The sequence below is a fragment of the Ancylobacter koreensis genome, from assembly GCF_023016525.1.
Lineage (GTDB): Bacteria > Pseudomonadota > Alphaproteobacteria > Rhizobiales > Xanthobacteraceae > Ancylobacter > Ancylobacter koreensis.
The window spans coordinates 327,164-345,459 of sequence record NZ_JALKCG010000001.1; the positions used below are offsets into that span (position 1 = coordinate 327,164).

Annotated in this window: 11 protein-coding genes; 1 reads left to right on the forward strand and 10 read right to left on the reverse strand. The window is 69.7% G+C overall.

The window, feature by feature from the left end; translation table 11 throughout:
• Positions 1-18: 18 nt before the first annotated feature.
• The 9 genes from MWN33_RS01480 to MWN33_RS01520 form a co-directional block, all read right to left on the reverse strand.
• The gene (locus MWN33_RS01480) at positions 19-2,349 is read right to left on the reverse strand and encodes a CRISPR-associated endonuclease Cas3'' (protein ID WP_247198294.1); all 2,331 of its coding nucleotides are present in this window, start codon (positions 2,347-2,349) and stop codon (positions 19-21) included.
• Between the two features lie 137 nt (positions 2,350-2,486).
• Positions 2,487-3,446, reverse strand: coding sequence for a LysR substrate-binding domain-containing protein (locus MWN33_RS01485; protein WP_247198295.1), 960 nt, complete (start codon positions 3,444-3,446; stop codon positions 2,487-2,489).
• Between the two features lie 21 nt (positions 3,447-3,467).
• A complete protein-coding gene (locus MWN33_RS01490) occupies positions 3,468-4,373 on the reverse strand; it encodes an HpcH/HpaI aldolase/citrate lyase family protein (protein WP_247198296.1) in 906 nt (301 codons plus the stop codon).
• Positions 4,373-5,572: a CaiB/BaiF CoA transferase family protein gene (locus tag MWN33_RS01495; protein ID WP_247198297.1), complete on the reverse strand. Its 1,200-nt coding sequence runs from the start codon at positions 5,570-5,572 to the stop codon at positions 4,373-4,375. The genes MWN33_RS01490 and MWN33_RS01495 overlap by 1 nt, the downstream gene beginning before the upstream one ends.
• An 11-nt stretch (positions 5,573-5,583) precedes the next feature.
• Complete coding sequence (locus tag MWN33_RS01500; protein ID WP_247198298.1) at positions 5,584-6,714, reverse strand: zinc-binding dehydrogenase; 1,131 nt, start codon at positions 6,712-6,714, stop codon at positions 5,584-5,586.
• Between the two features lie 14 nt (positions 6,715-6,728).
• Positions 6,729-8,012 (reverse strand): TRAP transporter large permease, encoded by a 1,284-nt coding sequence (locus MWN33_RS01505; protein WP_247198299.1) that lies wholly within the window; start codon positions 8,010-8,012, stop codon positions 6,729-6,731.
• The gene (locus MWN33_RS01510; protein WP_247198300.1) at positions 8,003-8,587 is read right to left on the reverse strand and encodes a TRAP transporter small permease; all 585 of its coding nucleotides are present in this window, start codon (positions 8,585-8,587) and stop codon (positions 8,003-8,005) included. The genes MWN33_RS01505 and MWN33_RS01510 overlap by 10 nt, the downstream gene beginning before the upstream one ends.
• Before the next feature lie 6 nt (positions 8,588-8,593).
• On the reverse strand, positions 8,594-9,598 hold the full coding sequence (locus MWN33_RS01515) for a TRAP transporter substrate-binding protein (protein WP_247198301.1): 1,005 nt from the start codon (positions 9,596-9,598) through the stop codon (positions 8,594-8,596).
• Between the two features lie 62 nt (positions 9,599-9,660).
• Entirely contained in the window at positions 9,661-11,109 is a 1,449-nt protein-coding gene (locus MWN33_RS01520) for an aldehyde dehydrogenase family protein (protein WP_247198302.1), read from the reverse strand.
• Positions 11,110-11,376: 267 nt separating this feature from the next.
• On the opposite strand from MWN33_RS01520, the gene MWN33_RS01525 reads away from it, so the two are divergent.
• On the forward strand, positions 11,377-13,398 hold the full coding sequence (locus MWN33_RS01525; RefSeq protein WP_247198303.1) for a glycosyltransferase family 39 protein: 2,022 nt from the start codon (positions 11,377-11,379) through the stop codon (positions 13,396-13,398).
• 73 nt (positions 13,399-13,471) lie between these two features.
• Here the strand turns inward: MWN33_RS01525 and MWN33_RS01530 are convergent, their stop codons facing one another.
• Positions 13,472-18,247 (reverse strand): Calx-beta domain-containing protein, encoded by a 4,776-nt coding sequence (locus MWN33_RS01530; protein WP_247198304.1) that lies wholly within the window; start codon positions 18,245-18,247, stop codon positions 13,472-13,474.
• Positions 18,248-18,296: the final 49 nt, after the last annotated feature.

The following is an 18,296-nucleotide window of genomic DNA, read 5'->3' on the forward strand; positions in this document are numbered from 1 at the left end:
GCTGTTGGTAGCGCCTATTCAGATGTCGTTCAGCGTGACATCCCGATACATCATATTGGCGAGGTCCACCCCCGTCTCCGGCCGGTAATGCGCATCATCGGCAAAGCGCAGCATCGCCTCGCCGAGCGAGCGGTGCACCGGCGTCAGCACGCCGCGCAGCAGCCATTCGTCGCGCGCCTTCTTCGGGATCGGCACCACATATTGCTGCAGGCGCCGCAGGTCGGCGGTGCGCGGCAGTTCCGCCGCCGCAATGCGCGCCAGCAGGCTTCTCGCATCGTCATCCTGCGGATCGGCCTTCCACGGCACCACCACCGGTTCCATCGCCTCCTCGTCGATCATGCGGAACGCTTCGGCGATGGAGCGGAAGGGAGAATCCAGGCCGCTGGCCGCGTCGCCGATGGCGGGAAGAATGCCGGGATAGGCCTCCACCTTCGCGGCGTCGAACGCCTTTGCAGCCTCGCCCTTCTGCCAGTACAGCTCGGCGAAATACTGCTTCACCGCATCGAGGCCGAGCGGGTCGGCGTGCTTGTCGAACACCGGCTGCGCCGCCTGCCAGCGCAGCCGGATGTCATGCTGCAGATGGCCCTCCGCCGGTTCGAACACCACGACGCGCCCCAGGCCGGGCGTGCCGGCGGCGTCCTTCAACTCGCCCTCGCGATTGCAGCGTCCGGCGGCCTGCGCGATGGCGTCGATTCCCGCTGCGGCACGCCACACCTCGGGAAAGCTGATGTCGACCCCCGCCTCGATCAGCGAGGTCGCGACCAGCCGCACGGGCTCGCGCGCCTTCAGCTTCGCCCGCAGATCGGCCAGCACCCGCCGGCGATGGCGGGCGCACATCAGCGTGGAAAGATGCACCGCGCCGGGCAGCGCGCGGATGGCGTCGAACAGCGCCCGCGCGTGCCCGCGCGTATTGACGATGCACAGCATCTGCGGCTGCTCGGCGAAGCGCGCGGCGATGGTCGCGTCCGGGACGGGGTCCGTCCGCCTTTCGACCGCCACGCGCCGCAGCCGGGCATAGAGTCCGGCCGGGTCGGGCGCCAGTTCGCGCGCTTCCGGCAGATCGAGCCCGAGGGGCACGCGCTTGGCGTCGAGCAGAGCGCCGTCGATCCTGCGCAACGCGGGCTGCGTTGCGGTGCAGAGGATCACGCTGGTGCGATAGTTCAGCGCCAGTTGCTCGATCGCCGCGAGGCTCGGCAGCAGCAACGGCAGGGGCAGGGTCTGCACCTCGTCCAGCACCACCACGCTGCCGGCGATGTTGTGCAGCTTGCGGCAGCGCGAGGTGCGGTTCGCGAACAGACTCTCGAAGAACTGCACCGCCGTGGTGACCACGATCGGCACGTCCCAGTTCTCCGCCGCCCGCTGCAGCTTGGCGAGTGCGTCGGGCGCTTCGTCGTCCGCCGCACGCCGCCCCCGCGCCGCCTCCCAGTCGAAGCTGGCGTGGTGTTCGAGGACGTCGTCCTGCGCACCGAGCGCCTCGCGGAACACCTGCGCGGACTGCTCGATGATCGATGTGTAGGGGATCACGAGAATGACCCGGCGCAGCCCGTGGCGGACCGCGTGCTCCAGCGCGAAGGAGAGCGAGGCGAGCGTCTTGCCGCCGCCGGTCGGCACGGTCAGGCTGAACAGGCCGGGCGGCAGCGCGGCCTTGGCCATGGCGTGGTCGAGAATGCCGGCACGCAGCGCGTTTAGCGGCGTGGACGGCGCGCTGGCGCGCTTCTCCGCCATGAAGGCGGCGAGCCGGTCGCGCAGCACGACGAGATCGGTGTGGTTGCCCCGCTCGATCCTCTCGCCCGTCGCTCGCGCATAAAAGCCTTCCGTCGCGATGAAGTCGGCATCGACGAGGCAGGAGAACAGCATCCGCAGCAGGAAGGCCCAGGCGAACCCCTTCGGCCCTCCCGCCGGCGGCGGCGCGCGCGGCGTCAGCGCTGCGGCGTCCGGCAGGGCCCCGGCATGATGCTGCCAGTCCGCCGGCACCAGATGATGAGCCGCCTCCATGCGGCGGTTCAGATCACTTCCGTCGGCGAGGCCCGCATGGTGGGCGGCGATGATGGCGGCGAGGAGCGTGCCGAGCGCCCGGCCGGGGCCCTTGCCATAATGGTCGAGCGCGATGCGTGCCCCGGCGGAGGAATGGTCGCCGCCGGAGAAGCGCTCGCCGGCGATATAGGCCTGGAACTCCGGCGACGCCTTGCCGATGTCGTGCAGGGTCGCGGCGAGTCGCAGGACCTCCGCCCATCCCAACGGCTCGGCGAAGCTGGCGGCCAGCGCGCCGACAGCCGCGCTGTGCTCGGCAAGCGTCTCCCACTCGTCGCGCGGGCGACCGGCAAGCGAGTGTGCGTGGACGGCGGCCATGCGCGGGACCCCCTGATGAAGCTCTCGACGGGCGCAGAGCCGACGCCGAGATGCTACCGCAAGGTGTACCGCATCGCCAGCGCCCGCCGGCCCTTCGGCGCGGGGATGAGGCCTTGCCGGCCCCGGAGACGGGCCGTCTACCGCAGGCGCCGCGCCTTCCACTCGTCGGTGGCGGCCAGCGACAGCAGGGTCTCCACCGCCGCCTCGGCCACCGCGATGGTGGCGCGGGAGGACGGCCGGTTGAGCGGCGTCGCCAGATAGACCGTCCGCCGGAATCCGGGGTCGACGATGCGGAAAGTATGGACCGGCGACTGACCGGCGAGGCTTGAGATCGAGCCGGGGTGACGCGCCGCCAGCGAGCAGATGGTGGCGCCGTGGCCGCGCCGCACCAGCTCGAAGATCTGCGGCGAGGCATCGACCTCTATGGCGATGTTGAGCGGGATGGCGTGGCGCCGCGCCGTCGCCTCCACCAGCACGCGCAGCCCGTGCTCGGGGCCGGGCATCACCAGCTTCAGCCGCTGCACGTCGCGCATGCGGATCTCGTCGCGCTCGTTCAGATAGGGCGCCACCACGGTCCGGTCATAGGTCGCGATGTAAAGCTCCTCCTCGGCGATGGGCCGCAGCGAGGCGGAACGGTCGGTGGCGGCGCCGCCGCCGAACACCACGGCCGCGTCCAGCGTGCCCTCGCGCAGCCAGCTCGCAATGTAGCCGGACATGCTCTCCACCACGCGCAGGCGCACCTGCGGGAAGCGGGCGAGACAGGTCTCGACCAGCTGGGCCGTCAGCAGGCCGACCAGCGAGCCGGGCACGCCGAAGCGCACCGTGCCGACCGGCGGCTTCTCGCGGCTCAGCATGCTCGCCTTGGCGTCCTCGGCCTGCTTGAGGATGGCATAGGCGTGGGAGAGGAACTCGCGCCCCTGCTCGGTGAGGATGAGCCCGCGCGCCCAGCGCTCGAACAGCGCGGTGCCGAGCTCGTCCTCAAGGTCCTTCAGCCGCGCGCTGAGCGAGGGCGGGCTGCTGTGCAGCACCTTCGCGGCGGCGGCCAGCGAGCCGGTCTCGGCAATCGCCACGAAGGCCCGCAGATCGCGAAGGTCCATCTCGCCCCAGCCCGTGTCGCGCTAGGCGACGCGCGCCCGCTGGGCCCTCATATCGGCCAGCTTGGCGGCGCGGGCAAGGATGGCGCGCGCCCGGTCGGCCACCGGCAGGTCGACCATGGCGCCGCGATAGGTGACGGCGCCGAGGCCCTGCGCCAGCGCCTGCTCGAACGCGCCGAGCGCGCCCTGCGCCCAGTCGATCTCGCCGGGCGAGGGGGCGAACACCTCGTTGAGGATCGGCACCTGGCTGGGATGGATGCAGAAGCCGCCGGTGAAGCCCATCTCGCGCGCCTGCTCGATGGTGCGGCGGAACTTCGCCTCGTCGGCATAGTCGGCCACCGTGCCCACAAAGCCGATCGGCTGGATGCCGGCGCTGCGGGCGGCGACGACCGCCTGCGCGTTGTGGATGTAGAGCGTGTCATAGGTCGGCGAGGCGCCGAGCGAGACCGCAAGATCCTCCGCCCCGACGATCATGCCGGCGACGCGCGGATGGGCGGCGGCGATGGCGGGCATGTTGAGCAGGCCCTCGGCGGTTTCGATCATCACCACGAAGCGCGTATGGCCGAGCTCCATGCCGCGCTCGCGCTCCAGCTCGTCGACGATCTCGGCGATGGCGCGCACATGCGAGGCGTCGGGCACCTTGGGCAGGGTCAGGCAGCACACCTGCGGGCAGACTGACGCCTCGATATCGGCCGTCGCCTGCCGCCAGGGCCGGTTGATGCGCACCACCACGTCGAGCCCCTGCGCCGCGAGCCGGGCGGCGGCGGAAGCGACCGCGCGGCGCGCCTCGTCCTTCTGGCCGGGCGGGATGGCGTCCTCCAGATCGAGCTGGATGCAGTCGGCATCGCGCTCGGCGGCGCGGGCGAGGAAGCGCTCGTTGAGCACGGGAATGAACAGCATGGAACGCCATGCCGGAGTGGGACGGGTCATCAGGAAACCTCTGCCGGCTGCGGATGCGCCATGCCGAGCTCACGGCGGAGCTCCTCCGTATGCTCGCCGAGCGCGGGAGCCGGGCGGCGGAACGGGGCGGGCGTGGCGGAAAAGCGCGGGATGATGTTGGGCATCGGCATCGAGCCGAGATCCTCGTCCGGCACCTCGACGATGGCCTGCCGGCCCTCCACGAAGGGATGGTCGAGCAGGTCGAGCACCGAGCAGACGGGTCCGACGGTGACGCCGGCCGCCTCGAACAGGGCGAGGTTGTCGGCCTGGCTGCGGGTGGCGATGAAGGCGCCGATGAGGGCGTCGAGCTCATCGCGATGGGCGACGCGCGCGGCGTTGTCGACGAAGCGCGGGTCGCTCTTCAGCTCCGGCCGGCCGATCGTGTCGAAGATGCGCTCGGCCATGGACTGCATGGAGCCGGACATGGCGACATAGGCGCCGTCCGCGCATTCATAGACGTTGCGCGGCGCGGTGTGCGAGGACTGGTTGCCCGCGCGCGGGGTGGGCGCGCCGGTGAGGCGGATCTGTGCCGCCTCGGCGCCGATCAGCGAGTGGATCGGCTCGAACAGCGAGAGGTCGAGCACCTGCCCCGGCGCGCCGCCCTGCTCCACCGCGCGCAGCGCCGCCAGCACGGCGGCCGCGCCGTAGAGCCCGGCCACCATGTCGGCCATGGCGAGCGGCGGCAGGGTCGGCGGCTTGTCGGCATGCCCGTTCATGAACGCCCAGCCGGACATCGCCTCGACCAGCGTGCCGAAGCCCGGGCGCAGCCGCCACGGGCCGCTCTGGCCCCAGCCGGAGACGCGCAGGATGACGAGGCGGGGATTGCGGGCCAGCAGCTCGTCCGGCCCCAGCCCCCAGCGCTCCAGCGTGCCGGGCACGAAGTTCTCGACCAGTACCTGCGCGCTGTCGACGAGGCGCAGCAGCAATTCGCGCCCCTCCGCGTCGTGAATGTCGACCGCCACGCTGCGCTTGTTGCGCGCATAGACCTTCCAGAACACCTCGACGCCCTCGACGCGCCAGCTCCGCAGGTCGTCGCCCTTGCCGGGCCGCTCGATCTTGATGACGTCCGCGCCGTAATCGGCGAGCACATGGGTCGTCATGTTGCCGGCCACGAGGCGGGACAGGTCGACGACGCGCACGCCGTCGAGCGGGCCGCGGCCATCGGGGGTGAAGGAGAGGGGATGGGGCATGGCGGGCCTCCTCATTCCATCACGATCAGCGGCTTGATCTCCTGCAGCGCGTGCATGCGCTCAAGCGCCGTGTTCACCTCGTCGAGGCTGAAGCGGCCGGTGATCATCTTGCCGAACGGGATGCGATCGATATGGGCGGAGGCGAATTGCAGCGCCTTCCAGTAGGATTTCACGTCGCCCGAGAACGAGCCGATGACGCGGATGTTCTTCTTGACGAGGGTGGAGGGCGAGAAGGTCGTCGTGCCGCTGCCGAGCTGGCCGACGGTGAGGTAGCGCCCGCCCCTGCGCACGATGTCGAGCCCCTCGCCGAAGGCGTCGGGGTGGCCGGTGAACTCCATCACGATGTCCGGCCCGCGCCCGTCGGTGATCTCGCGCAACGCGGCGAGGCGCTCCTCGTGGCGGGCGCCCTCAATGGAGAAGGTGTGCGTCGCGCCGAAGTCGCGGGCGAGTTCCAGCCGTGCCGCCGGCGCGCCGATGACGCTGACCGTGCGGGCGCCGTTGACGCGGGCGACCGCCGCCGCCAGCACGCCGAGCGGGCCGGCGCCCTGGATCGCGACATGCTCGGAGGGCTCGATGCCGCCCAGATTGTCGAAGGCGTTCATCACCGAGCGGAAGGCGCAGCTGCACAGGCTGGCGACGCCGTCGTCGAGATTGTCAGGCACCCGCACGCGGCCCGATTCCGGCAGCACATAGCCGTATTCGGAAAAGCCGCCGAGCAGATAGGGCGGCTTCTCGATGTTCTCGTACATATAGGCGCGGCGGTTCTCGCACAGCGTCGGCTGGCGCGCGACGGTGCAGAAGAAGCAGTGGCCGCACGCCGTGTGGGTCCACAGGATGCGGTCGCCGATGGCGAGCTTCTGGCCGGCGCTGTCGCGCTCGGCGCCCTCGCCGATGGCCACGACCCGGCCCACCATCTCGTGGCCGAGGATCACCGGCAGGTCGACGGCGAGCGAGAGGTTGCCGCGCGACAGATGCACGTCGGTGCCGCAGATCGAGCAGGCCGTCGTCTTGACGATCAGCGCGCCGGGCTCGGGGCCCGAAGGCACCGGCACGCATTCGATCTTCACCGGCTGGCCGAACTGGCGGACCACCGCCGCGCGGGAGAATTCGGGAAGCCTGACCTTGTCACCGGACATGAGCATGGAATTCGGGTCTTTCACAGGTAGCGGAACCAGAGGGTCGCGAACGGCACGAAGGTGATGATCGCCTGGCCGAGCAGGGCGGCGCCGAAGAACCAGCCGAGATAGGGCACCATGTCGGCGAGCCGGGCATTGGCGGCCCGCGCCGCCACGTAGAGATTGGCGGCCATCGGCGGGGTGAGCAGGCCGATTTCCAGATTGGTCGCGGTGATGATGCCGAAATGCACCGCGTCGATGCCGAATTTCTCCGCCGCCGGGGCCAGCAGCGGCCCCATCAGCAGGATGGAGGCGTTGGTCTCCATGAAGGTGCCGACCAGCAGCAGCACGATGTTGACCATCAGCAGGAAGGCGATGGGGCTGTCGATATAGGTCGCCACCCACAGGGCGATGTCCTGCGGCACCTGGTTCAGCACCATGGCGCGGTTGAACACGCCGGTCATGGCGATGACGATGAGGATGCCCGAGCCGGTGATCGCCGCCGAGCGGAAGGCGCGGGTGAAGTCGCCCGCGGTCATCAGCCGGCGCACCAGCGAGACGCCGACCGCGTAGAGACAGCCGATCGCCGCCGCTTCGGTCGGGGTCATGATGCCCCCGTAGATGCCGCCGAGGATGACGACCGGCAGCAGGAGCGCCGAGGAGGCCTCCAGCAGCACCAGCCGCTTCGGCTTGCCGGCGGCCACGAGGTCGGCGCCCTCGGGCCGGTTCTCCTGCCCGTCCTTCAGCAGGCGGCGGGAGAGCGCGTTGTGCACGACGAGGAACAGCACCGCCATCAGCACCGCCGGGATGAGCGTCGCGATGAAGAGCTGCGAGATCGAGACGCCCACCGTCGCGCCATAGAGGATGAGCGGGATGGAGGGCGGCACCAGCACGCCGAGCAGGCCGGCGGAGGAGGTGAGCGAGGCGATGTAGCCCTTGGGGTAGCCGCGCCGCGCCATGACCGGGCTGACGATGCCGCCGATGGCCGCGACGGTGGCCACCGAGGAGCCGGTGATGGCGCCCATCATGGCGGAGGCCGCGATGGTGATGTAGCCGAAGGCGGCGCGCACCCGGCGCAGCGCCAGCTCGGCCAGCGCGATCAGCTCGGCGGCCATGCCGCTGCGGTTCATCAGCTCGCCGGTGAGCATGAACAGCGGAATGGCGACGAGCGGATAGCTCGAAATCTCCTCATAGGGAATGTTGCTGAGACCGGCGATGGAGAGGCCGTAGGCGCCCATCTGCAGGAAGATCACGAGGCCGAAGGTGACGGCGAGCGGGGCGCCGAGCACAAGGAACAGGGCCATCAGGCCGAAGGTCAGCGCCATGGGTTGTAGCCTCCCGGTTCGCGCCCTTCCAGCGCGCGCCAGATGTCGAGCACCGCGTGGAAGGTCATCAGCGCCGCGCCGGCCAGCACGAAGCCGGCGGGGATGGCGATCGGCGTGCCGAGGTCGATGAGCCGTTCGCCCGAGGAGCGGGCATAGTCGAACAGGTCCCAGGCCAGCGCGATGAAGAACAGGCCGAAGACCAGGCAGAGCACCGCCGCCACCGCGTCGAGCGAGCGCCGCAGCCGCCCCGGCGGCAGCATCTCGACGATGTCCGCCGTCAGGTGCCGGTGCAGATGGCTGCACAGCGCGCCGCCGATGAAGGTGAGCGGCGACATGGCGACCATCGCCCATTCCCCGGTGTCGGGAATCGGCAGGTTGAAGAAGCGGATCGCCACCGACATCGCCACCGCGAGGATGGCGACCGCCATCGCCGCGATGACCACCGCGTTCTCCATCCGCGCCAGCACCAGCTCGACGCGCATCAGCGCATCGAGCACGGAGCCGGCGGCGCGGGCGGCCGCCGGGCCGCTCCGCGTCTCGTGGCCGTTCATGGGCGTGATCTCGTCAAGGGCCATGGCCGGTCACTCGCCGCGCGCGGCGGCGATTTCCTTCTTCAGCTCGGCGATACGCTCGGCGCCGTAGACGGATTCGAGCTTCTGCCAGCCGATCTGGCCGATGCGGGCGAACTCGGCCATCGCCTCGGGCGAGGGCACGATCACCTCGACGCCGCCGGCCTTGATCTTGTCGAGGAAGGCGGCATTGGCGGCGCGGTTGAGGGCGATGCCCTGGCTGGCGGCTTCCTCGGCGGCCTTCTTGACGATGGCGCGCTGGTCCTCGCCCAGCCCGTCCCAGAAGCGCTTGCTCACGGTGACGGCGCCCATGGCGTAGACGTGGTTCGTCAGCGTCATGTATTTCTGCGCCTCGAACAGGCGCGAATTGTAGGTGATGCTCGCCCCGTTATCCTGGCCGTCCACCGTCCCCTGCTGGAGGGCGACGAACAGGTTCGGCATCGGCATGGTGACGGCCTGCGAGCCCGCCGCCTCGAAGAAGGAGCGGATCGAGGCCGAGCCCGGCACGCGGATCTTCAGGTCCTTGAGGTCTTCGGCGTTGCGCACCGGATGCTTGGAATTGGTGACCGCGCGGAAGTCGAGCTCGAAATAGGCCAGCGCCACCATGTTGTGCTTGGCCAGCGTCTGCCCGAGCGTGCGCTGAAGAATGCCGTTCGGGTTGTAGAAGATCTTGTCCACCTCCTGATTGTTGGTCGCGATGTAGGGCAGGTAGTGGATGTCGAGCAGCGGATCGAGCCCGGTCAGCGAGCCGATGTTCAGGAAGGCGAATTCCACCGCGCCGCGGCTGAGATCGCGCCCGAGCGCCTCGTCGCCGCCGATCTGGCTGTTCGGGAACACGGTGATGTCGATCGCGCCGTTGGTGCGCTCCTTCACGAGTTTCGCGAAGATCTGGCTGGCCTCGTCGGCCGCGTTGCCCTGCGCGAAGACGTGGCCGAGGCGGGCCTTCTGCGCCACCGCCGGCTGCGCGATGGCCATGATCGAGACGGCCGCGAGCGCGGCCAGAATCAGCTTCTTCATGTTTTCCTCCCGGGGAAAGGGCCGTTCCCGTGTTTTTCTCGTTGGGGGAACGGCCGTTATCGTCAGTTGCTGTGGTCGATGACCACCGTCTTGGCGACGGTGTACTCCTTCAACGCTTCGAAACCTTTCTCGCGGCCATGGCCGCTCTTGCGGAACCCGCCGAAGGGCAGCTCGATGCCGCCGCCCGCGCCATAGCCGTTGATGTAGATCTGGCCGGCGCGGATGCCCTTGGCCATGCGCATCTGCCGCCCGCCGTCGCGCGTCCAGACACCGGCGATCAGCCCGTAATCGGTGCCGTTGGCGAGGCGCAGCACGTCGTCCTCGTCGTCGAAGGGCAGCGCCGCCAGCACCGGTCCGAACACTTCCTCGCGCGCCAGCTCATGCTCGCGCGGCACGAGACCGAACAGGGTCGGGGGCACGAAATAGCCGGCCTTGCTGGCGTCCGGATGGATTTTCCCCTGCGCCACCACCTCGACCTTGTCCTGCGCGGCACGTTCGAGAAAACTCATCACCCGGTCGCGCTGCACGGCGTTGATGACCGGCCCGGAATCGAGGTCCTGCTCGGGATAGCCCACCCTCATCGCGGCCATGCGGTCGGCAAGCCGGCGCATGAACGGCTCGTAGATCGCGCGCTCGATGAGCACGCGCGAGCCGGCCGAACAGGTCTGGCCGGCATTCTGCACGATGGCGCCGACGATCACCTCGCAGGCGCGGTCCTGATCGGCGTCGGCGAAGACGATCTGCGGCGACTTGCCCCCGAGCTCCAGCACACAGGGCACGTGGTTCTTGGCCGCCGCCATCTGCACCAGCGTGCCGACCTCCGGCGAGCCGGTGAAGGAGAGGAAATCGATGCCGGCATGGCTCGACAGCGCCGCGCCGGCCTCCTCGCCAAGCCCGGTGACCACGTTGACGACGCCCGGCGGGAAGCCGATCTCCTCGGTGAGTTCGGTGAAGCGCAGGCAGGAAAGCGAGGCCTCCTCGGCGGGTTTGAGAATGGCGGCGTTGCCGGCGGCGAGCGAGGCGCCGAGGGTGCGGCCGAACATGGAGGCGGGGTAGTTCCACGGGATGATGTGGCCGGTGACGCCGCGCGGCTCGCGCAGCACGATCACCTGATAGCCGGGCAGGAACGGAATGGTGTCGCCATGGATCTTGTCGGCGGCGCCGCCGTAATATTCGAAATAGCGGGCGGTCACGCGGATGTCGTTGCGCGCCAGCTTCATCGGCTTGCCGGTGTCGGCGGCCTCGATCTCGGCCAGCTCCTCCAGACGGTCGAGGATCAAGAGGCCGAGCCGGCTGAGGAGGCGGCCGCGCTCCAGCGCCGCCATCGCCCCCCACGCGCCCTCGAAGGCGTTGCGCGCGGCGCTGACGGCGCGCTCGACATCGGCGCTGCCGCCACGGGCGATGCGGCCAATGATCTCGCCGGTGCTGGGGTTCACCACCTCCAGCGTGGCGCCGCAGGCCGGCTTCACCCAGCTTCCGTCGATGAAAATCTCGTCGCGCCCCATCGGCATCCTCCGCACTCCTTTTTTGCGTTTGAGGAGATGCTCGTACGGGGGATTGCCCTTCGACAATGCCGAAAAAAGATAAGCTGCGTTCGGATTTCCCGAAGCCTGCACGCCTTCACCCGCGCCGGGGCGCCATTTGCCACCCATCCGGGGCGCCACTTGCCACCCGCCCGGGGCGCGACTTGCGGAGAGCGGGGGCGCCATGTCAGGTTCGCCGCCGCTCGCCGGCCCCCGGCCCGTCGCCGTGGGCGCGCGCGCACGAGACCTGTAGACATGCCCAACACCTTCCCGGACCGCGCCGGGGACCTGCCGAGCACGGCAACCGCGCGGGGACCGGCGCGGATGCGCCGCGGGCTGCTGCTCGCGGACGGCGCGCTGACGGCCGCCGGCACCGCCCGCTTCGTGAGCGTCGGCCTCGCCGGCCTGGCGGTCGATTTCCTTGCCTTCGAGGCACTCCGCTTCCTCGGCATCGGCACCACGCCCGCGCAGCTCGTGAGTTTCACCCTCGCCGCCGCGCTGACCTATCTGGCGAATGCGCGGTGGAGCTTTGCCGGCACGGCATTTCCCCGCGCGGGCGAGCACGTCACGCGCGTGATCATCGTCTATCTGCTGGCGGTCTCGCTGCGCAGCGGCGTGCTGGGCAGCCTCGCCCTGATCGGCGTGCCCGATCATGTGGCGATCCTGTTCGCCATTGGCGGCGCGGCGCTGGTCGCCGCCCTCGGCTCGGCCTTCTATGCCTTCCCGCCCGCCGGCGCGCAGGTCTCGGCGGCGCTGCGCTGGCGAACCGCGGCGGTCGCGATCGCCCTCTATACGGTGGTGCTGCGCCTCGCCTTCATCGGCGTCATCGACCTGATGCCGCAGGAGGCCTATTACTGGGACTACGCCCAGCATCTCGACATCGGCTATCTCGATCACCCGCCCATGGTGGCGTGGATGATCTGGGCCGGCACGCGGCTGTTCGGCGAGACCGAGTTCGGCGTGCGCGCCTTCGCCTGGGCCGGCTGGTTCGTCACCGCCTTCTTCAGCTTCGCACTCGCCAAGCAGCTCTTCGGCCGCACGGCCGCCTATGTCACCCTGGCGCTGGTGGCGGCGCTGCCGTTCTATTTCGCGACCGGAACGGTCGTCACGCCGGACGCCCCGCTCACCGCCTTCTGGGCCGGGGCGCTTTATTTCCTGGAGCGCGCGCTGCGCGGCGGGCAGCGGCGGGCTTGGTGGGGCGTCGGGCTGTTCATCGGCCTCGGCCTGCTGTCGAAATACACCATCGCGCTGCTCGGCCCGGCGGGGCTGCTCTACATGCTGCTGGACCGCCGCTCGCGCGCCTGGTTCGCCCGGCCCGAACCCTATCTCGCCGGCGCCGTCGCGCTCGCCGTGTTCTCCCCGGTCATCGTCTGGAATGTGCGCAACGGCTTTGCCTCCTTCGCCTTCCAGACCGCCGACCGCATCGCCGAGCCCTTCGCCTTCTCGCTGCCGGCGCTGATCGTCGGCGTCGCGGCCCTGCTCGCCCCCACCGGCCTCGCCGCCGTGCTCGTCTCGCCCTGGCTGCGCGGGCGCCCGCCTGCCGATATCCCCGGAGCTGCGGCGCGCGACGGGCATCGCGACACCGCGCGCTTCATCGCCATCTTCACGCTGGTGCCGCTCTCGGTCTTCGTCTTCTTCAGCCTGTCGCACAATGTGAAGCTGAACTGGACCGGCCCGCTCTGGCTCGCCACCCTGCCCGCGCTGTCGGCTTCCATATTGTGGGCGGGGGGGCAGGCGCCGGGAGCCATGGCAAGCATCCGCCGACGCGTGCGCGAGGCCTGGGCGCCGACGCTGGCGATCTGCCTCGCGGTCTACGGCCTCGGCTTCAACTATCTCGCCATCGGCGTGCCGGGGCTCGGCTATCCGCTCGGCCTGCCGGCCATGCCGGCCGGATGGGGCGCCTTCGGGCGCGAGATCGCCGACATCACCCGCGAGGTGCGCGACGCCACCGGCAAGGAGCCGGTGCTGGCGGGGCTCGACGACTACAAGATCACCAGCGAGCTCGCCTTCTATGGCAGCGGGGCGGAGGGCGTGCGCTCCGAGGCGGTCGGGCGCGGCGTGCTCGGCCAGCCGAGCCTGATGTATGGCTACTGGTACCCGCCCGAGCCGCTGAAGGGCCGGCCGGTGGTGATGGTCGGCTTCTCCCGCAACCAGCTCCTCAACCCGTTCCTCGCCTATCGCTTCGGCAGCCTCGGCGAGCCGATGGAGCGGGTGGTGACGAAGGACGGCCATGTCGTCGGCCGCATCCATTACCGCGTCGGCTACGACCTCAAGTGACGTCGAGGGGACGGCGCGGCGAACCGCGACCCGTCCCCTCCCGCCCCCCGTTCCGGGTGGCCCCGGACCCTCGCTAGATCACGAAGTGGAACTGCGAGGGATCGAAGCTGCCGAGCCCGACCAGTTCGAACTCCACCGTGCCGCCGGCCGCGAGCCCGGCATTGCCCGCAAGGTTGCGCACGACATAGCCGTCCTCGCTGCGCGAGACGATCTCCGCGCCGTGGATCTGCGCGATCTCGTAGGAGGTGTCGATCTCCAGCGTCCAGCCCTGCCGGGCGGGGCCATCATTATGCAGCACCACCTCGGCGGTGAAGCCGTCGGCATGGCTTTCGACCAGCGCGATCGAGGCGTCGATCACGTCGTCGGCAAGGACAGCGCGCGCACTCAGGAGCGAGGCGCCTGCATCGTCGCCGCCCACGGCGCGGCCATTGACGACGAAATCGTCGGCGACCACCGCCGCGCCGCCCGGCGAGGCCTGGAAGCCGAACTCCACCGTGCCGTTCGCGGCGACCTTGCCGTTCCACGCCGCGTTGCGGATCACATAGTGATCGCCGACATGGCTGACGATCTCGGCATTCCAGATGTTGGAGATGTCGAAGGACGCGTCGAACTCCACCGTCCAGCCGTTCAGCGCCGCCTCGGGCGTCAGCTTCATCGCGCCGACGAAACCGGCGCCCCAGTTGTCGTTGACCTTGAAGGCCACCTCGTCGCCGCCCGCCGGGGGTGCCGCGTCGTCGTTCTGGATCGTGCCGGTGGCGCGGCCATCCGCCAGCGTCGCGCCCGAGGGGCTGGAAAGGGCGAGCGTCAGCGTCTCGTTGCCTTCCAGCACGCTGTCGCCGATCAGCGCCACCTTGACGGTCTTGGCCGTCTCCCCTGCCGCGAAGGTGAGCGTGCCCGACAGCGCCTGGTAGTCCTGCCCGGCCACGGCGGAACCGTTGGCGGTGGCGTAGGCGACGCTCACCGGACCGTCGGCGGCCTCCGACAGGCTCACCGTGAAGGTGAGGAAGCCGGGCGCCGCAGTGCTGCCCTCGGCGGCGCTGGCATCCGCCACGCTGAGGGTGGGCAGGACCGGGGCGGGCACGTCGTCGTCCTCGATCACCGCCGCCGCCTGCGCCACCCCGAGCACGGCGCCCTGCGGGCTGGTGAGCAGCAGCGAGAACCGCTCGTCCGCCTCGGCGAGGTCGTCGCCGGTGATGGCGACGCGCACGGTCTTCACCGTCTCGCCGGGCTGGAAGGTCAGCGTGCCGCTCACCGCCGTGAAGTCGTCCGCGCCGGCCTCGCCCGCCACGGTCTGGAAGTTCACGCTCACCGCCTGCGTGGCGGCGGCCGAAAGGCTGATGGTGAACACCGCATAGGCCCCGCCGTCGCCTTCGACATCCCCTTCGAGATCGAACTGGATCGGTTCGAGATAGGCGAGCTTGTCGGTGTAGACCGTGCGCCAGTCGTCGGCGAGGATGCCGCCGGTATCGGTCGAGTTCGGGTTCCACGACCAGTAGGTCCAGCTTATCCCCTGCTGGCCCGGCGCGAGGTCGATGGTGCCGTCATTGTCGAAATCGCCGGCCATGTAGGAGGTCAGCGCCTCCAGCCACGGCGTGTCCTTGGGGTCCTGCAGCTTGGTGCCGAACTCGCCGATGAACACCGGGGCGATGCCTTCGCGGTAGATATAGCCCCACATCTCGTCGAACTTTGCCGGCAAATCATCGGCGAAGCCGGGGCTCTGGAACCAGGGCTGGGCATAGACCGAATTGCCGTAGTCATGCGCGGAGTAGACGAGCTTGTTCGGCACGTCGAGCGCGATGGGCCGGTCGCGCACGCCCATGAGGTTGCCGCCCCACCAGTAGTTCTCGCCCTGATAGGAGCCGACGCCCTCGACGAAGATCAGCCAGTTCGGGTTGACCTCGCCGATGGCGTTGCCCGCCCGCTCGGCCGCCGCCGCCCAATCGGTCGCCCCGCCGCCGCCCCAGGTGCCGGCATGCGGCTCGTTGTGCAGGTCGGCGCCGACCACAGTCGGATCGTCGGCATAGCGCTGCGCCAGCATCTGCCAGTCGTCGATCCACTGCGATTCGGGATGGGCGGAATCGTACCAGAGCCCGTTCTCCGAGGCGCCGCCGCCGAAGGAGGAGCGGTGATGGTCGAGGATCACCTTCAGCCCGATCTCGCCGGCATAGGCGATGATCCGGTCCATGATCTCAAGCGGCGTCAGGCCCTGAAGGTCCGGGTTCTGCGAATAGTCGATGCCGCCGGCGGTCGCGGCGTGCAGCATGTCGGTGGAGAAGGGCAGCCGGATGGTGTTGAAGCCGAGCTCCACCATCTGGTCCATCATGTCGGTGTAGGGGCGCGTCCACACGCCGTGCGGCGAGGCGTTGGAGGATTCGAAGCCGAACCAGTTCACCCCCGCGATCACCACCGGATTGCCGGCGGAATCGACGATCTGGTTGCCGGAGGTGGAGAACCAGCCCTCCGCCGCCCCGCCCGATCCGCCGCCCGCATCGCCCTCGATCACCGTGGTGCCCGACACCGACACCACCGGCGGCGGCGCCACGTCGTCGTTCAGAATCGTCCCCGTCGCCGCGCCGTCGGCGATGGTGGCGCCGGTCGGCGCCGAGAGGGTCAGCGTCAGCGTCTCGCTCGCCTCCACCACCGTGTCGCCGTTCACCGGCACGCGCACCACCTTGGTGGTCTCCCCGGCCGCGAAGGTGAGCGTGCCCGACAGCGCCTGATAGTCCGAGCCGGCGCTCGCCGTGCCGTTGGCGGTGGCGTATTGCACCGTCACCGGCCCGGCGGCGGCCTGCGAGAGCGTCACGGTGAAGTCGAGATAGGCGGTGCCGCCATTGCCCTCCGCCACGCTCGCATCGGCGACCGCGAGGGTCGGGACGATCGGCTCGGGCTCGCCCGGCTCGCCGACCGGGCGGCCGTTCACCGCGAAATCGTCGGCGACGATGGCCGCCCCGCCCGGCGAGGCCTGGAAGCCGAATTCCACCGTGCCGTCCGCCGCGACCTTGCCGTTCCACGCCGCGTTGCGGATCACATAGTGGTCGCCGACATGGCTGACGATCTCGGCATTCCAGATGTTGGAGATGTCGAAGGAGGCGTCGAACTCCACCGTCCAGCCGTTCAGCGCCGCCTCGGGTGTCAGCTTCATCGAGCCGACGAAGCCGGCACCCCAATTGTCGTTGACCGTGAAGACCACCTCGTCGCCGCCGGCGGGCGGGGCCGCCTCGTCGTCGTTGAGGATGGTGCCGGTGGCCTGCCCGTCGGCGATGGCGGCGCCCACCGGGTTCGAGAGCGTCACGGTGAAGCGCTCGTCCGCCTCGGCCACAAGATCGCCGACCACGTCGACATGGAGCTGCTTCGATGTCTCGCCCGGCGCGAAGGTGATCGTGCCGCTCGTCGCCGCGTAATCGGCGCCGGACAGCGCCGTGCCGTTTGCGGTCTGGTAGCTCACCGTCACCGGCACGGTGGAGGCCTTGTCGAGCGTCACCGCGAACATGAAGTGCACATGCGTGCCGTCGCCCTCGGCGATGGAAAGATCCGCGATGGAGACCGCCGGCAGCACGCCGGGCGCCTGCGCGTCGTCATTGAGGATGGTGCCGCTCGCCCGCTCATCCGCCAGCCGCGCGCCGGCGGGCGAGGACAATACGAGGTCGAAGCGTTCATCGAACTCGAAGCCGGTGTCGCCGTTCAACGCCACCTGAACGGTCTTCACCGTCTCGCCCGGCTGGAAGGTCAGCGTGCCGAGCGCCGCCTGATAGTCGGTGCCGGCCAGTGCCGCGCCGTTCAGCGTCGAATAGTCCACCGTCACCACGCCGGCGGCGGCACGCGACAGGGTGACGGTGAAGCTCATCAGCGCCTGCCCGCCATCGCCCTCGGCGAGGCTCGCATCGGCGACCGAGAGCGCAGGCTCGTCGACCTGCGCCGCCTCGATGAGGCCGCGCCATTTCTGGTAGGTCGCGTCCTCCACGGCAATGACATTGTTGTAGTCGAGCTCGCCCAGCGAGACGCCGCGCAGCGTGTAGGTCTGGTTCTGGCCGACGATGGCGATGACGACCGAGCCGTTCACCTCCGTCACGGTGAACTCCGCCGGGCGGAAATAGCGGAAGTCCAGCCGGTCGGTCGCGGGATCGAAGTCCAGCACGACATTGGCGCCATAATCCCAGTCGATCTCGTAGGTGGTGCCGGTCGCCCCGCTCGGCGGCGCGCCGGAGCCGGCGGCGGTCGGCCAGGCATTGGTGCCGACGGTGGGGATGTCGTCGCGACCGATTACCTGCGAATCCGGCACCTGGTCGAAGCCGAGCTGCAGCCACAGCCTGTCCTCGCGGGCCTGCGCGAAATGGAACAGGAAATTGTCGGGCGAAAGCTCGGCGATGCTCGTGTCGAGCAGGATCAGGGTCTGGCCGGTGGTGTAGTTGCCGATCACCACGCCCTCAGCGCCGTCGACCATGTAGAGCTGCTCGCGCGTGCCGTAATAGCGGAAGTCGACGACGTCCGTCGCCGGGTCGAAGGCCACGCGGTCGATCTGGCCGACCTCGTGCGAACGGGCATAGACCGTGTGCGGCGCCGTGACGATGCCGTGCTCCCAGGCCAGCGCCCCGCTCAGGTCCTGCCGCAGATGGTCGTTGGCGACGGGCACGAAGCTGTCGACGGTGAGCTGGCCGAGCGACACGCCGACGATCAGCGTCTGCTTGCCCGACCACGGGTCCATGAAGGCGACGCCCTCGGGCGTGTCCACCACGATGAAGGCATGCACCGAGTTGTCGCCGAGATCGAGCTTGTCCGTCGCGGGATCGAAGCCCTCGATCCGCCGCTGACCCGAAGAAGGCAGTTCCGCTGAATAAAGGGTGCCGGCCATGTCCTGTGCCTCACGCTGAGCGCCACGATCCACCCGTTGCCGGGCATAA

Excerpts from the sequence above, each read along its gene's own strand:
- MWN33_RS01485 (WP_247198295.1), bottom strand. The coding sequence starts at position 3,446 with ATGGACCTTCGCGATCTGCGGGCCTTCGTGGCGATTGCCGAGACCGGC.
- MWN33_RS01530 (WP_247198304.1), bottom strand. The coding sequence starts at position 18,247 with ATGGCCGGCACCCTTTATTCAGCGGAACTGCCTTCTTCGGGTCAGCGG.
- MWN33_RS01510 (WP_247198300.1), bottom strand. The coding sequence starts at position 8,587 with ATGGCCCTTGACGAGATCACGCCCATGAACGGCCACGAGACGCGGAGC.
- MWN33_RS01520 (WP_247198302.1), bottom strand. The coding sequence starts at position 11,109 with ATGCCGATGGGGCGCGACGAGATTTTCATCGACGGAAGCTGGGTGAAG.
- MWN33_RS01500 (WP_247198298.1), bottom strand. The coding sequence starts at position 6,714 with ATGCTCATGTCCGGTGACAAGGTCAGGCTTCCCGAATTCTCCCGCGCG.
- MWN33_RS01525 (WP_247198303.1), top strand. The coding sequence starts at position 11,377 with ATGCCCAACACCTTCCCGGACCGCGCCGGGGACCTGCCGAGCACGGCA.
- MWN33_RS01495 (WP_247198297.1), bottom strand. The coding sequence starts at position 5,572 with ATGCCCCATCCCCTCTCCTTCACCCCCGATGGCCGCGGCCCGCTCGAC.
- MWN33_RS01515 (WP_247198301.1), bottom strand. The coding sequence starts at position 9,598 with ATGAAGAAGCTGATTCTGGCCGCGCTCGCGGCCGTCTCGATCATGGCC.
- MWN33_RS01490 (WP_247198296.1), bottom strand. The coding sequence starts at position 4,373 with ATGACCCGTCCCACTCCGGCATGGCGTTCCATGCTGTTCATTCCCGTG.
- MWN33_RS01480 (WP_247198294.1), bottom strand. The coding sequence starts at position 2,349 with ATGGCCGCCGTCCACGCACACTCGCTTGCCGGTCGCCCGCGCGACGAG.
- MWN33_RS01505 (WP_247198299.1), bottom strand. The coding sequence starts at position 8,012 with ATGGCGCTGACCTTCGGCCTGATGGCCCTGTTCCTTGTGCTCGGCGCC.